The organism is Bradyrhizobium sp. LLZ17, assembly GCF_041200145.1.
Taxonomy (GTDB): Bacteria; Pseudomonadota; Alphaproteobacteria; order Rhizobiales; family Xanthobacteraceae; genus Bradyrhizobium.
Genome location: NZ_CP165734.1, coordinates 4,089,412 through 4,102,486 on the forward strand (window position 1 = coordinate 4,089,412; position 13,075 = coordinate 4,102,486).

General features: G+C 64.4%; 12 protein-coding genes and 4 pseudogenes. 3 read left to right on the top strand and 13 right to left on the bottom strand.

Annotated features, from left to right (window positions below; all coding sequences use genetic code 11):
• Window positions 1-7: 7 nt before the first annotated feature.
• The 9 genes and pseudogenes from AB8Z38_RS19725 to AB8Z38_RS19765 form a co-directional block, all read right to left on the bottom strand.
• The gene (locus AB8Z38_RS19725; protein ID WP_369719538.1) at window positions 8-1,063 is read right to left on the bottom strand and encodes a sugar phosphate isomerase/epimerase family protein; all 1,056 of its coding nucleotides are present in this window, start codon (window positions 1,061-1,063) and stop codon (window positions 8-10) included.
• 119 nt (window positions 1,064-1,182) lie between these two features.
• Complete coding sequence (locus AB8Z38_RS19730; protein WP_369719539.1) at window positions 1,183-1,548, bottom strand: hypothetical protein; 366 nt, start codon at window positions 1,546-1,548, stop codon at window positions 1,183-1,185.
• A pseudogene (locus AB8Z38_RS19735) lies at window positions 1,505-2,347 on the bottom strand (Gfo/Idh/MocA family protein); the annotation flags it as partial. The pseudogene AB8Z38_RS19735 and the gene AB8Z38_RS19730, both read right to left, overlap by 44 nt.
• A gap of 10 nt (window positions 2,348-2,357) precedes the next feature.
• A complete protein-coding gene (locus AB8Z38_RS19740) occupies window positions 2,358-3,119 on the bottom strand; it encodes a sugar phosphate isomerase/epimerase family protein (RefSeq protein WP_369719540.1) in 762 nt (253 codons plus the stop codon).
• A gap of 26 nt (window positions 3,120-3,145) precedes the next feature.
• Complete coding sequence (locus AB8Z38_RS19745; protein ID WP_369719541.1) at window positions 3,146-4,231, bottom strand: ABC transporter ATP-binding protein; 1,086 nt, start codon at window positions 4,229-4,231, stop codon at window positions 3,146-3,148.
• 6 nt (window positions 4,232-4,237) lie between these two features.
• Window positions 4,238-5,134 (bottom strand): carbohydrate ABC transporter permease, encoded by an 897-nt coding sequence (locus AB8Z38_RS19750; protein WP_369719542.1) that lies wholly within the window; start codon window positions 5,132-5,134, stop codon window positions 4,238-4,240.
• On the bottom strand, window positions 5,131-6,009 hold the full coding sequence (locus AB8Z38_RS19755; protein ID WP_369719543.1) for a carbohydrate ABC transporter permease: 879 nt from the start codon (window positions 6,007-6,009) through the stop codon (window positions 5,131-5,133). Before AB8Z38_RS19755 ends, AB8Z38_RS19750 begins: the two co-directional genes overlap by 4 nt.
• A gap of 75 nt (window positions 6,010-6,084) precedes the next feature.
• Window positions 6,085-6,975 carry an ABC transporter substrate-binding protein gene (locus tag AB8Z38_RS19760; RefSeq protein WP_369719544.1) on the bottom strand — a complete coding sequence of 297 codons (891 nt, stop codon included), beginning with the start codon at window positions 6,973-6,975 and terminating at the stop codon, window positions 6,085-6,087.
• An 8-nt stretch (window positions 6,976-6,983) separates the two neighbouring features.
• Window positions 6,984-7,325: a hypothetical protein gene (locus tag AB8Z38_RS19765; protein WP_369719545.1), complete on the bottom strand. Its 342-nt coding sequence runs from the start codon at window positions 7,323-7,325 to the stop codon at window positions 6,984-6,986.
• Between the two features lie 215 nt (window positions 7,326-7,540).
• Between AB8Z38_RS19765 and AB8Z38_RS19770 the strand changes: the two are divergent.
• The 3 genes and pseudogenes from AB8Z38_RS19770 to AB8Z38_RS19780 all read left to right on the top strand — a co-directional run.
• Window positions 7,541-7,705: pseudogene (locus AB8Z38_RS19770) on the top strand (LacI family DNA-binding transcriptional regulator); the annotation flags it as partial.
• 148 nt (window positions 7,706-7,853) lie between these two features.
• On the top strand, window positions 7,854-8,612 hold the full coding sequence (locus tag AB8Z38_RS19775) for a substrate-binding domain-containing protein (RefSeq protein ID WP_369719546.1): 759 nt from the start codon (window positions 7,854-7,856) through the stop codon (window positions 8,610-8,612).
• A 10-nt stretch (window positions 8,613-8,622) separates the two neighbouring features.
• Window positions 8,623-8,823 (top strand): hypothetical protein, encoded by a 201-nt coding sequence (locus AB8Z38_RS19780; RefSeq protein WP_369719547.1) that lies wholly within the window; start codon window positions 8,623-8,625, stop codon window positions 8,821-8,823.
• A gap of 5 nt (window positions 8,824-8,828) precedes the next feature.
• Here the strand turns inward: AB8Z38_RS19780 and AB8Z38_RS19785 are convergent.
• From AB8Z38_RS19785 to paoA, 4 genes and pseudogenes are all read right to left on the bottom strand, one after another.
• Window positions 8,829-9,231, bottom strand: a pseudogene (locus AB8Z38_RS19785) (cupin domain-containing protein).
• A gap of 62 nt (window positions 9,232-9,293) precedes the next feature.
• Window positions 9,294-11,512, bottom strand: a pseudogene (gene paoC, locus AB8Z38_RS19790) (aldehyde oxidoreductase molybdenum-binding subunit PaoC).
• On the bottom strand, window positions 11,509-12,462 hold the full coding sequence (locus tag AB8Z38_RS19795; RefSeq protein ID WP_369719548.1) for a xanthine dehydrogenase family protein subunit M: 954 nt from the start codon (window positions 12,460-12,462) through the stop codon (window positions 11,509-11,511). The pseudogene paoC and the gene AB8Z38_RS19795 overlap by 4 nt, the downstream one beginning before the upstream one ends.
• Complete coding sequence (gene paoA, locus AB8Z38_RS19800; RefSeq protein ID WP_369719549.1) at window positions 12,459-13,028, bottom strand: aldehyde dehydrogenase iron-sulfur subunit PaoA; 570 nt, start codon at window positions 13,026-13,028, stop codon at window positions 12,459-12,461. The genes AB8Z38_RS19795 and paoA overlap by 4 nt, the downstream gene beginning before the upstream one ends.
• Window positions 13,029-13,075: the final 47 nt, after the last annotated feature.

Below are 13,075 nucleotides of genomic sequence, written 5' to 3' on the forward strand. Positions count from 1 at the left end.
CTCCCGCTCAGGATAGACCGAGCATCTTGCGGTTCGCCGCATCGTCGGTGCCGGAGCCCGCGAAATCATCGAAGGCCTTCTCTGTCACCCGAATGATATGGCTCTTGATGAACTCGGCCCCCTCTCGCGCGCCTTGCTCAGGATGCTTCAGCGCACACTCCCATTCGAGCACCGCCCAGCTGTCGTAATCGTACTGCGTGAGCTTCGAGAAGATCGCGCCGAAATCGACCTGGCCGTCGCCGAGCGAGCGGAAGCGGCCAGCACGATCGACCCAGCTCTGAAACCCGCCGTAGACGCCCTGACGGCCGGTCGGATTGAACTCGGCGTCCTTGACGTGGAAGGCCTTGATGCGCTGGTTGTAAATGTCGATGTAGTCGAGATAGTCGAGCTGCTGCAGCACGAAGTGTGAGGGATCGTAGAGCAGATTGGCGCGCTTGTGGTTGTTCACCCGATCAAGGAACATCTCGTACGAAACGCCGTCGTGCAGATCCTCGCCCGGGTGGATCTCGTAAGCGAGATCAACACCGTGCTCGTCGGCATAGTCGAGGATCGGCCGCCAACGCTTCGCGAGCTCGTCGAACGCGGCCTCGACGAGGCCCGCCGGACGTTGCGGCCATGGATAGATGTACGGCCAGGCAAGCGCGCCGGAGAAGGTGGCGTGGACCGTGAGCCCAAGGCGCCTGGAGGCGAGGATCGCGCGCTTGACCTGGTCGACGGCCCATTCGGTGCGGGCCTTCGGATTGCCACGGACCTGCGGTGCGGCAAAGCCGTCGAACGCCGCGTCATAAGCCGGATGAACAGCAACGAGCTGGCCCTGGAGATGGCTCGAGAGCTCGGTAATCGCAAGCCCGTGGCGGGCCGCGGTCCCCTTCACCTCGTCGACGTAGTCTTGCGACTGCGACGCCTTGTCGAGATCGAACAGCCGTCCGTCCCAGCTCGGAATCTGAACCCCTTCGTAACCGAGCGAGGCGGCCCATCCGCAGATCGAGTCGAAGGAGTTGAAGGGCGCTGCGTCGCCGGCGAACTGAGCGAGGAATATCGCCGGCCCCTTGATCATCTTCATCGAATGCTCCTTCTTCCCTGGACCTCAGCAGCATGCGCCCGCCGAGCTCGACATTACAAAAACCCGCCTCCTTGCTGGTTCCAACACTTGCTGGTTTCAGCGGCGGAGCTGGCATCTCTTCAGAACGCCTCCTCGGCCCACAGCGCCATTGCATCGACGTCCGACAGCGGCGCCGGTCGCTCGACGCGCGAGCGCACCGCGATCGCTCCGCCCTCCAGGCCGGCCTTGAGGATCGCGTGCTTCACCTCCAGAGCGTGGCTCGCCAGCGCCCCGGAGGAGCGGTGTGGCGTGCCGCGCAGCACCGCACTTGCGAGCTCGGCGACACCGAGGCAGCGATAATTGGCCTGTTTCGGCATGTGATCGGCCCAATTCGGCGAGCGCCAGTTCGGCCTGCCGAACGGCCGGTCGTCGGCTGCGACCGAGATCCAGTCACCACCTTTCTCAGTGTACTGCACCGCGCCGCCGAAGAAATTGGGATCGGGCACGCGCAGCGAGCCTTCCGTCCCGTAAAGCTCGATCGGCGGGTGTCCGTGCTTCCAGACGTCCCAGCTCATCGCAAACATGATGTCGGCGCCTGACTCGAAGTGCAGCAACGACATCACCGTCGTCGGCGTTTCCACCGCGATGGTCTTGCCGTTCATCGGCCCCTTCGAGGTAACGAGCCGCGTGGCAAAGCCGGCGCTCGCACGCCCCCTGCACCTGGGCAACGGGACCCAACAGGTTGATGAGGGCGGCAAGGTAATACGGACCCATGTCAAGGATCGGCCCACCGCCCCGTTTGAAGAAGAAGGTTGGATCGGGGTGCCAGTGCTCCATGCCATGCGACATCAGAAAACAGGTCCCTGAGAGCACCTTGCCGATCCGGCCTGCATCCACGAGTTCGCGCGCGGTCCGTCCGCCGCCGCCGAGGAAAGTGTCCGGCGCGCAGCCGATCTTCAGGCCCCGATGCGCGGCCTCCGCAACCAGGGTCGCGGCGTCGTTGGCCTCGATCGTGATCGGCTTCTCCCCGAACACGTGCTTGTTTGCGGCCAAGGCCGCGTGGCTTATGGCGAAATGTGACTCGGGCGTGGTGAGATTGACGATGATCTGGATGTCAGAGCGCGCCAGTAGCGCATCGATCGACAAGGCCTCGATCCCGAACTTCTCCGCTTGGGCTTGCGCAGCCTCCGGCCGCAGATCGGCGCACGCGACCAGGTTGAGATCGCGAAAGTTCGGCATGTTCTGCATGTAGATCGTCGAGATGTTGCCGCATCCGACGATGCCGACTCCGAGCTTGCTCATGACCTGCTCCCCCTCACGTCCACGACGATACGGTCTCGCGCGCCCGGCGCGCGAAGCGGGCGACGTCGTTCGGCTTGTCGTGTTCGGCGACGAACAGGGAGACGCCGGCCTCCGTCATCGCCGCGCGCAGGGCCGGCCAGTCCATGATGCCGTGGCCGGGATCGGCCCAACCGTCCTCGTCCGCGCACTGTCCGGACGGTGCGAGATCCTTGATGTGGCAGGCGACCAGACGCTGGGCATGTTTCTTGATCTCGGCGACGGGATCGCCGCCGCCGCGCACGATCCATGCGAGATCGGCTTCCCAGACGAGATCGGGGGCCTCCTCGAACAGACATTCGAGATAGGTCTTGCCGCTGCCGGCGCGGCCATATTCCCAATGATGGTTGTGCCAGCCGAAACGAAGCCCCTCGCCCGTGACGGCCTTGCCGATCTCGTTCAGTTCACGTCCGATGCCGCGCCATTCTTGTTCGCCGCCCTCACGTTCGCCCGGCGGCGGAGCCGGCGCGAGAACGATTTCGATGCCGAGGCCCTTGCAAAGTCTTGCGGTGCCGACGGCATCCGCGCGCAGCCGGTCGAGCCCGACATGCGCGCTCGGCGCTGTCATGCCGTGGAGATCGAGAAGCCGCCGCAGCGCGTCGGGATCATTGAACAGTCCGCCCCACGGCTCGACCATCCTGTAGCCGAGCCCTGCTACGAGCGCGAACTGCGCCTCGAGCGGCGTGATGGAGCGGGCGGAATAGAGCTGGATGGACAGGCGGTCGATAGGCTTGGTCATAGCGGGGCTTTCGAAGGTGAAGGAGGTCAGAGACGCTGTCCGCTGTTGTCGTCGAACAGCGAGAGAGTTTCGGGAGGAAACCGCACGGTGAGCGTGTCGCCTGCGCGGAGCGGCGCGTCGGCATCATGGCGGAGCGAGAAGGCGGTGCCGTCGTCGAGGCGGCACCAGATCAAGCTATCGGCGCCCATCGGCTCCACCATCTCGACGCGAGCAGGCACCGCGCGCGGGTGGTCGGAGGCCGTGACCTCGACATGCTCGGGGCGGATGCCGAGCACGGCCGGCGCGTCAGTCGGTGGACTGCTGAACACGTAGCCATTCAGGCCAAACCGGCTCGTGCCGGCGACAAAGGCCGCCTCACCATCGCGCGCGACCCGGCCGGGGATAAAGTTCATCGCGGGGGAACCGACGAACGAGGCGACGAAGCGGTTCACCGGCGCGCGATAGATCGTCTTCGGCGTATCGAGCTGCTGGATCACGCCGCCTTGCATGACCGCGATGCGGTCCGCCAGCGTCAGCGCCTCGATCTGATCATGGGTCACGTAGATCATGGTGGCGCCGAGCCGCGCGTGCAGGCGCTTGATCTCGACCCGGAGCTCGGCGCGCAGCTGCGCGTCCAGATTGGAGAGCGGCTCGTCGAACAAATAGACACCGGCATGCCGCACCAGCGCCCGGCCGATGGCGACGCGCTGGCGTTGCCCGCCGGACAATTCGAAAGGACGGCGGTCGAGCAGCTCGGTGAGGCGCAGCATCTGCGCGGCCTCTGCGAGACGGCGGCCGATCTCGGCCTGCGGTGTGCCGGCGACCTGCAGCCCGAACGACATGTTCTTGCGCACGGTCATGCGCGGATACAGCGCGTAGCTCTGGAACACCATCGCGATGCCGCGATCCTTTGGTTCGGCCCAGGTGACATCGCGGCCGCCGATATGGATCTCGCCACTCTTGACGTCGATCAGGCCGGCGATGGCATTCAGAAGAGTAGACTTGCCGCAGCCGGAGGGACCGAGCAGCACGAGGAATTCGCTGGCCGCGACATGCAGATTGAGATTGTCCAGCACCTTCAATCCGCCGAAGCCGATTCTGAGGCTCCTGATATCGACGCTCGCCCGCTGCATGATGTGTCAGCCTTTCACCGCGCCGGCAGCGATGCCGCGCACGAACCAGCGGCCGGAGCCGAAATAGACGAGGAGGGGCAGCAGCGCGGTCAGAAGCGTCGCCGCCATGTCGACGTTGTATGCGCGCTCACCCTGAGTCGAATTGACGATGTTGTTGAGCTGCACCGTCATCGGCAAGTTGTCGCGGCCGGCGAAGACGAGGCCCAGGATGAAATCGTTCCAGATGCCGGTGGTCTGCAGGATCACCGCGACGACGATCATGGGGGTCGCCATCGGCATCATGATGCGCGCATAGATCTGGTAGAAGCCGGCGCCGTCGACGCGGGCCGCCTTGAACAATTCGACCGGCAGCGCTGCGAAATAATTGCGGAACAGCAGCGTCATCGTCGGAAGGCCGAAGATGGTGTGGATGATCACGATCGTGGCGAGCGACTGGCCGAGCCCGGTGAAGGAGAACACGCGCACCAACGGATAGATGAACAATTGATAGGGGATAAAGGCGACCACCATCATCGCTCCGAACAGGATGTTGCCGCCGCGCACGCGCCACAGCGACAGCGCATATCCGGTGAGCGATCCGACCAGGATGGAGATGACGACGGACGGCACCAGGATGCGCAGCGAATTGAAGAAGCCGACCTTGATGCCCTGGCAGGTGAGCCCGGTGCAGGCCGAGGTCCAGGCTTTGATCCAGGCGTCGATGCTGGGGGACACCGGCAGCGCCAGAATATTGCCCTGCCTGATCTCCGCCATCGGCTTCAGCGAGGTCACGACCATCACATAGAGCGGCAGCAGGAAATACAGCGCTGATATGAGGATAAAGGCATAGAGTCCCCAGCGCGCCGGCGTCATGCGCGCCCGCCGCCGCCGCGCGGCAGGCAGGGGCTCGGCGAGCACGGTCATCGGATGTCTCCCTTGCGCGCGCGCCAATAAAGATAAGGCGCGACCACCGCGATCACGGTAACGAGCATGGTGGTGGCGGCCGCGGTCGCAAGGCCGATATTGGCCCGTTCGAACAGATGATCCATGACGAATTTGGCGGGCACCTCCGAGGCAATGCCCGGTCCGCCATTGGTCATGGCGACAGAGAGGTCGTAGAGGCGCACCACGGCGGTCGACAACAACACCGCCGCGGTCGCAAAGCTCGCGCCCATCATCGGAATCACGATCGACAGGTAGACCCGCCATTTCGGCAGGCCGTCGATCCGGGCCGCCTTCCAGATTTCCTCGTCGATGCCACGCAGGCCCGCGAGCATGACCGCCATCACGAGTCCGGAAGCCTGCCAGACGCCGGCGATGACCAGGCAATAGATCACCCGCTCCGGCCGCACGATCCAGTCGAAGGTGGCACCTGCAAAACCCCAGCTGCGCAGCACGTGCTGGAGGCCGAGCGACGGGTTCAATAGCCATTGCCAGACCAGCCCGGTGACCACGAAGGACATCGAATAGGGATAGAGATAGATCGAGCGGATGGTGTCCTCCGCCCGCACCCGCTGGTCGATCGCGACCGCCAGGAGAAAGCCGATCGCCAGCGCCAGCGAGACGAACAGCACGCCATAGATGACGATGTTGTGGACCGAGGTGATCCAGCGGTCGTTGCCGAACAGCGATTCGTATTGGCGCAGGCCGATGAAATTGTTGTTCGGCAGCATGCGCGAATTGGTCAGCGATATCCACACGGTCCAGGCGGTGGCGCCGATATAGACCACGAACATCACCAGCAGCGCCGGCAGCAGCGCGGAGATCGCGGACAATCTGGAAGAAAGCGAAAGACGCATCGTGCCCAACGAATGAGAGAGGATGGACCAGCGAGACTGGGCGGCCGGGAACATCGGCCGCCCGATCGAGATGCGTCAGTACTGCGCCTTCAGCACCGCGGCGACTTTGGCGGAGAATTTGTCGGCGCTCATGTCGGTGTTCCAATATTCCGAGATCGCGTCCTGGACCGCGCCAACCAGCGCGGGCGCCGCCAGCATGTCGACAGATGGCAATTGCTGCGCCTTGTCGGCGACGTATCGCGTGCCCTTCTGGGCGCAGGCGTCGAGCGCAGAGGTGTCGACATCGCTGCGCACCGGGATCGAGCCCTTCTTCAGCGCGAACTGGATCTGGGTCTCGGGCGTCAGCATCACCTTGGCGAGGGTCATCTGCGCCTTGGTGATGGCCGCATCATTCGACTTCGGGAATACGAAGACATCGCCGCCCATCATGTAGCCGCCGCCATGATTGGACAGCACGGTGCAGCCATAATCCTTGTCGGCGACCTTGCCGGCGGCGACGAATTCGCCCTTGGCCCAATCGCCCATGATCTGCATGCCGGCCTTGCCCTGGATCACCAGGTTGGTCGCATCGTTCCAGTTGCGCCCGGGCGCACCGGCATCGACATAGTCCTTCAGCTTCTTGTAGGCGACCGCGACAGCCTTGAACTCGGCGCTCTGCGCCAGCGCCGCATCGCGCTTGCCCATCATGGCGATCCACATCGGTCCGCCGCCAACGCCGATCAGGACCGAGTTGAACAGGTTTTGCTCCCAGTTCTTCTGGCCCGAGAAGGCCAGCGGGATCACCTTGCCCCCGGCCTTGAGCTTGTCGAGGATGACGAAGGCATCGTCCCAGGTCTTCGGCTCGGCGGCGCCGACCGAGGCGAGCACCTCCTTGTTGTACCAGAGCCAGTTCTGGCCATGGATGTTGATCGGCACCGCGTACATCTTGCCCTTGCGCGTTGCCGCGGCGATGAAGGCCTGCGGCATCACGCTCTTCAATTCCCTTCGGTCGCGACCGTGTCGACGTCGGCGAGCAGGTCGCCCTCGACCAACTCGTCGAACTGTTTTCCGGTGTTGAGCTGCATGGCGGTCGGCGGATTGCCGGAGACGGTGCGGCTGATCGCGGCGTTTCGGGCATTCGCGGCGCCGGCGACCGCGCTGTCGATCCAGGTGCCGCCGGCCTTGGTGAACTGATCGGCGAACACCTTTACGGCAGCGGCTTCGCCGCCGGAGGTCCACCAGTGAATGACCTCGGCTTTCATTTCCTCGGCACAGACGGGCACCGAGGCCAAGGCGATGGCGGCAATCGCCACCGATGCGAACAGCGCGCGCTTCATGATTCCCTCCCAGGATCTGCCCTCGCGGGCTTGTTGGTCTTGCGCTTGCGGCCCTTTTTGTTAGGTCAGGATCTTTTCGGAAAATCGCTTCGCGGTTTTCCTGATCATGCCTTTGGGCTCGTTATGTCTGTACAACGGCGATGTAATCGATTACATTTCTATCGTATCAGAAGCCAGCGATTTTGCAAGGGCCGTTTGACGGCAGGAAACCGGCAATGGCAAAGCGAACCCGAGCGTTGCACCGCAACACGGCCAAGATCGCGGATGTCGCTCGGCTCGCCGGCGTCTCGGTCGCAACCGTCAGCCGCACGCTGGCGCGGCCCGAAGTGGTCACCGAAGAAACCCGCAAGCGCGTGCTCGCCGCCGTGCGCGACACCGGTTACACGCCCAACATTTCCGCGAGGAACCTGCGTGTCCGCAAGACCATGGTCGTGCTGGTCGCGGTACCTGACATCGCCAACCCCTTCTTCGCCGAGGTTCTACAGGGCATCGACGATACGCTCTCGACCGCCGGCTACGGACTTATCATTGCGAGATCTGGCCGGCTCGCCAGAAAAGGAGGCGCGCTACGTCGACCTGGTCTGCGCCGGTCAGGCCGACGGCGTACTGCTGTTATGCGGCCACGTGATGCGCAGCCCCGACCGCGATTTGCGCGAAGCGCGCGTGCCGTTGGTTGCGGCTTGCGAGTACATCCCCCGCGAAAGCTTCCCGCAGGTCACGATCGACAATGTCGCCACTGCGCGTGAGGCGGTGGCACACCTCATCGAGCTGGGCCACACCAACATCGCGTATCTGTCCGGGCCCAAATCCAACATCCTCGCGCAGCAGCGTCTCGAAGGCTACCGCCAAGCCTTGCGCGAGGCGGCGATTGCCGCGGATGCAGAGTTAATTCTCCCCGGCGATTTCACCTTCCGGACCGGTGTCGAGGCCGGCCGGGCGCTGCTCGCGCTCGAGCCCCTGGCGCGTCCGACCGCGCTGTTTGCGGCCAATGACGAAATGGCGATCGGCCTGATCAAGACCGTGCGCGCGGCCGGTCTGCAGATCCCGGATGATCTTTCCGTCGTCGGCTTCGACGGCATTGCCTATGCCGATTATTGCGAGCCCACGCTGACGACCGTCGTCCAGCCCCGCCGCGAGCTCGGGGCCACCGCCGCGGCCGAACTGATTGCGCTGATGACGGCTGACAAATCGGCGCCGCGCAACGACATCACGCTTCCCGCCAGGCTGATGCTGCGCGACAGCACAGGGACGTGTCGGCGAACGGCGCCGTTATCGAACCTGGTTTGAACTGTCATTGATGTCTCTGACGGCCGAGCGGGCGAGCCGGACATCGGGCGACCATCTGCCTCCTTGCTGGTGGCAAGAGGCGGACCGGGCATTTCTTCAGAACGCGTCCATTGCCCGCAGCTCCGTTGCCAGGAACGTCGCCATGACCGAGGCGGCCGAATTTCTCGTCGGAGCGGTCATGAAAGCGATCGAGCACATCGATCGCGCTTGACGACATCACTTGCGGTATTGCTCCTCGCTGACCTTCTCCAGCCAGCTCACCGGACTTCCGTTCAGCGATTCCTGGATGGCGATATGGCTCATGGCCGTGGAGGGGGTGGCTCCGTGCCAGTGCTTCAGGCCCGCAGGAAACCACACCACGTCGCCCGGGCGGATCTCCACGATCGGCCCACCCTCGCGCTGCACCCATCCCAATCCTGACGTGATGATCAGCGTCTGGCCGAGAGGATGCGTGTGCCACGCTGTCCGCGCGCCGGGCTCGAACGTCACATGGGCCGCGCTTCACCCGCGCCGGATCAGGCGCCTGGACCAGCGGATCAAGGCGGACTGTTCCGGTAAACCAATCCTCCGGCCCTTTGGCGGACGGTTTGGAGCCACTTCTATGTATCTCTAAATCCATGATCTCACTCCAGATGATAGGATGCTGGGCCGCTCTTCCGCGGAGCAGCCATTCGGTCTCGATCACGAGACCGGCGGCAGAGCGTCCAGATGCTTGTCCAGCGTGATCGGATAATCCCGCACCCGAACGCCGGTCGCGTTATACACGGCATTGGCGATCGCAGCGGCAACCCCGCATATGCCGAGCTCGGCCACACCCTTCGCCTTCATCGGCGAGACCTTGTCGTCAGCCTCGTCGAGGAAGACCACGTCCTGATGCGGTATGTCGGCGTGGACCGGCACCTCGTAGCCGGCAAGATCGTGGTTGACGAAGAAGCCGCGCCGCTTGTCGACCGCGAGCTCCTCCATCAACGCGGCTCCCGTGCCCATCGTCATGGCTCCGATCACCTGACTCCGCGCCGTCGTCGGATTCAGAATGCGGCCAGCCGCGCAGACCGCCAGCATCCGACGCACGCGGATCTCGCCGGTGAAACCATCAACCGCCGCCTCGACGAAATGGGCTCCGAAAGTTGATTGCTGATAGCTCTTGTGGAGGTCGCCCCACTCCATCTTGTCCTCGCCGACAAGTTCGCCGTCGCGGACGGCGTCGACCAATCTTGCGGAACGGTTGCCGCCGACCACCTGGCCATCGGCGAAGGAGGCGTCCTCAGAGTTGAAGCCCAGCTTCTGCGCGATGGCATCACGTAGCTTCACGCATGCTGCGTAGACGCCGGAGGTCGAACAGTTCGCGCCGAATTGTCCTCCCGACCCGGAAGAAACGGGGAAGGACGAGTCGCCGAGCCGAACCGCGACCTGGTCGATGTCGACGCCCATCATCTCGGCCGCGGTCTGCGCGATCACCGTGTAGCTTCCCGTGCCGATGTCGGTCATGTCCGTCTCGACCGTGACCCGCCCGTCCTGTCCCAGACGGACGCGTGCGCCGGATGGCAACAGAAGATTGTTGCGGAACGCGGCCGCGACGCCCATTCCGATCAGCCAGTCACCATCGCGCACCTTGCCCGGGACTGGCTTTCGATCGCGCCAGCCAAATCGCTCGGCGCCTTCGCGCAGACAGCGGATGAGGTTGCGTTGGGAGAACGGACGGTTCGGGTTCTCCGGGTCGACCTGGGTGTCGTTCCGCACCCGAAGCTCGATGGGATCGATGCCAAGTTTTTCGGCCAATTCGTCCATGGCGATTTCGAGCGCCATCATTCCCGGCGCCTCGCCGGGAGCCCGCATCGCGTTGCCTTCGGGAAGATCCAGGACGGCGAGCCGCATCGAAGTGAGACGATTGGCGCCCGCGTATAGCAGCCTCGTCTGATTGACCGCGGTTTCCGGCTGGCCGCCGGGCAGATCGCCCGAGCCGCTTTCATGCGCGATCGCCAGGATCTTGCCGTCTGTCGTGGCCCCAATCCGGATGCGCTGGCTGGTGGCCGGACGATGCGTGGTGTTGTTCGGGATCATCGGCCGCGGCAGCGCAATCTTGACGGGGCGGCCGGCGGCTTTCGCCGCCAGAGCGGCCATGACCGCATCCGAACGCAGGAACAGTTTGCAGCCGAATCCGCCGCCGATATAGGGCGAGATGAAGCGGATGTTCTCCTTCGGGATGCCAAGCGTGGCCGCGAGATCGGTCCTGCCCCAATCGATCATCTGGCTGGAGGTCCAGATGGTCAGCTTGTCGCCCGCCCAGGTCGCGATCGAGGCGTGCGGCTCCATCATCGAGTGGCTCTGGTCGGGGTCGTGTAGTGTTGGTCGAGCTTGACGGGAGCCTCAGCGAAGGCCTGTTCGAATTCGCCGGCGCGACTTTCGGGAGGTCCGTCCTTCTCGGGACTGTTCGGGTCTTTTCCGAAGGGTGCCGTCTTCAGTGCCTCCGCGAGATCAAACGCCCCTGCTGCGGATGCGTAGTCGACCCTGACCAGGGCGGCCGCGGCGCGCGCCTGTTCGAAGCTCTCCGCCACCACCACGGCGATCGCCTGGTGATAGTGGTCGACCTCCGGGCCGCCGAGCAACTTTGCGGTGTTGAACTGACCCTTGCCGAGCTTTCCGGAGTTCTCGGCCGTGACGATGGCGATGACGCCCGGCGCCCGGCGCGCCTCATCCAGATGCATCTTCTTGATGCGCCCCTTGCCGATCGCGGCGCCCACGATCACGCCGTAGGTCGGATTACTGACGACGTCATTGTTTTCGTAGGCGTAGGTCGCCTTGCCGGTGGTCTTCAGCGGGCCCTCGATACGCGGGTGCGGACGTCCGACGACACGCAGGCGATCGATGGGGTTGGTCTGCGCAGGTGTATCGAACTTCATGGCTGCCTCGCTTCGTTCATGGCCGCCGCCACGGTGCGCTCCACCAGCGCCACCTTGAATGCGTTCTTCTCGGTCCACTTCGCGCCGGCGAGCAGGCGCGCGGCGAACCCTTTCGCACCGCGCGGCAATTCGGTCTCGGCCGCCTCGACCCGCCATGGCTTGGGCGCGATGCCGCCCACCGCCACCCGGCCGGTGCCGTCGCGCTGAAGCACCGCCGCGACGGAAACGAGTGCGAAGGCGTAGGACGCGCGGTCACGGACTTTCCGGTAGATATGCCGACCGCCGATCGGAGGCGGCAGCGTGACCGCCGTGATCAGTTCTCCCGGCGCAAGCGTTGTCTCCAGGTGCGGCGTATCACCGGGGAGGCGATGCAGGTCCGCAAGCGGCATGCGCCGCGTCTTCCCTCCGGGACTGGTGGTCTCGACCTCCGCGTCGAGTGCGCGCATGGCGACAGCCATATCGGAGGGGTGCGTCGCGATGCAGGCATCGCTCACGCCGATCACTCCCAGCTGACGGCTGACGCCGTCGATGGCCGCGCAGCCCGATCCCGGGCTTCGCTTGTTGCAGGGTTGGTTGGTGTCATAGAAATAGGGACAGCGCGTCCGCTGCAGCAGATTGCCCGCGGTGGTCGCCTGGTTGCGGAGCTGGCCCGATGCACCGGCCAGAAGCGCCCGGCTGAGCACGCCGTAGTCTCTCCTGATCCGCATGTCGGCGGCGAGCGCCGTATTGCGAACCAGGGCACCGATTCGGAGCCCGCCTTCCGGGGTGGGTTCGATCTTGTCGAAGCCGAGACCATTGACGTCGATCAGATGCTTCGGCGTCTCGACCTCGAGCTTCATCAGGTCCAGCAGATTGGTCCCGCCGGCGATGAACTTCGCTCCGGGCGTTGCCTGAGCCTGAGTGGCCGCTTGCTCGGCCGAGGTGGCGCGCTGGTAAGTGAACTCTTTCATGTCTTGCTCCCGGCGACCTCGACGATGGCCTCGGCAATGTTGGAGTAAGCACCGCACCGGCAGATATTGCCGCTCATGCGCTCACGCAGCTCGAGATTCGTAAGTTCAGGCGATGCAGCCAGATCGGCGGTGACGTGGCTCGGGATTCCCGCCTTGATTTCGTCGAGCACCGCCACGGCCGAGCAGATCTGCCCCGGCGTGCAATATCCGCATTGATATCCGTCGTGCTTGACGAAAGCCGCCTGCATCGGATGCAGGCGGTCCGGCTGGCCCAATCCCTCGATGGTGGTGACCTTGTCGCCTTCGTGCATGACCGCGAGCGTGAGACACGAATTGATGCGCACGCCGTTGACGATCACGGTGCAAGCTCCGCACTGGCCGTGGTCGCAGCCTTTCTTGGTGCCGGTCAGGTTCAGATGTTCGCGCAGCGCGTCGAGCAGCGTCGTGCGGGGATCGAGCTGAAGGCTGCACGGTTTCCCGTTCACCTCGAACGAGACAGCAAGTCCGGGCTGGGTGAGCTTCGGTTGCGCCGGTTGGCCCTGTGCGCCCGGAACAGCTCCGATCATGGCTGTTGCAGTCCCGGCCGCGAGAATGCGCCGCCTCGATATTTCCT

Bases quoted from the DNA above. Each gene is read 5' to 3' on its own strand.
- AB8Z38_RS19725 (WP_369719538.1), bottom strand. From the start codon at position 1,063: ATGAAGATGATCAAGGGGCCGGCGATATTCCTCGCTCAGTTCGCCGGC.
- AB8Z38_RS19740 (WP_369719540.1), bottom strand. From the start codon at position 3,119: ATGACCAAGCCTATCGACCGCCTGTCCATCCAGCTCTATTCCGCCCGC.
- AB8Z38_RS19745 (WP_369719541.1), bottom strand. From the start codon at position 4,231: ATGCAGCGGGCGAGCGTCGATATCAGGAGCCTCAGAATCGGCTTCGGC.
- AB8Z38_RS19750 (WP_369719542.1), bottom strand. From the start codon at position 5,134: ATGACCGTGCTCGCCGAGCCCCTGCCTGCCGCGCGGCGGCGGCGGGCG.
- AB8Z38_RS19755 (WP_369719543.1), bottom strand. From the start codon at position 6,009: ATGCGTCTTTCGCTTTCTTCCAGATTGTCCGCGATCTCCGCGCTGCTG.
- AB8Z38_RS19760 (WP_369719544.1), bottom strand. From the start codon at position 6,975: ATGCCGCAGGCCTTCATCGCCGCGGCAACGCGCAAGGGCAAGATGTAC.
- AB8Z38_RS19765 (WP_369719545.1), bottom strand. From the start codon at position 7,325: ATGAAGCGCGCGCTGTTCGCATCGGTGGCGATTGCCGCCATCGCCTTG.
- AB8Z38_RS19780 (WP_369719547.1), top strand. From the start codon at position 8,623: ATGTCTCTGACGGCCGAGCGGGCGAGCCGGACATCGGGCGACCATCTG.
- AB8Z38_RS19795 (WP_369719548.1), bottom strand. From the start codon at position 12,462: ATGAAAGAGTTCACTTACCAGCGCGCCACCTCGGCCGAGCAAGCGGCC.
- paoA (WP_369719549.1), bottom strand. From the start codon at position 13,028: ATGATCGGAGCTGTTCCGGGCGCACAGGGCCAACCGGCGCAACCGAAG.